The 465-nt window shown below is 44.1% G+C and carries 1 rRNA gene; it reads left to right on the top strand.

Annotation, left to right across the window (positions count from 1 at the left end):
• Positions 1-110, top strand: a 16S ribosomal RNA gene (locus E0L35_RS25535); the annotation flags it as partial.
• Between the last annotated feature and the right edge of the window lie 355 nt (positions 111-465).

A 465-nucleotide genomic window follows, 5' to 3' on the forward strand; every position in this document is an offset into this window, starting at 1 on the left:
AGAAGTGGTTAGCCTAACGCAAGAGGGCGATCACCACGGTGTGGTTCATGACTGGGGTGAAGTCGTAACAAGGTAGCCGTAGGGGAACCTGCGGCTGGATCACCTCCTTAAACGATGCGTCACAGTCAGTAAGCGTCCACAATGAATTACCTGATCAGAATACTGTTGATACGCAGTGATAAGTGGCTCTGTTTTTTTCACGTTAAAAAGAAAAAATAGCTTTTAAGGTCTTAAAGGTCTTTTTCTTTTTTAATATGAAAGAACGCTTATCACTGCTTATAGCAGTCGCTCTTTAACAATGTATATCATGCTGACAAGAACACTTCGCAAGAAGTGCTTCTTAAATTGTGATACGTCTCAAGCGTATCCGGCAAAATGAAACGTGATCATTGCGATATCCAGACTCCTTCGGGTTATAGGGTCAAGCAATGAAGCGCACACGGTGGATGCCTAGGCAGCCAGAGG

It is taken from the genome of Halomonas sp. ATBC28, assembly GCF_005937175.1.
GTDB lineage: Bacteria > Pseudomonadota > Gammaproteobacteria > Pseudomonadales > Halomonadaceae > Vreelandella > Vreelandella titanicae.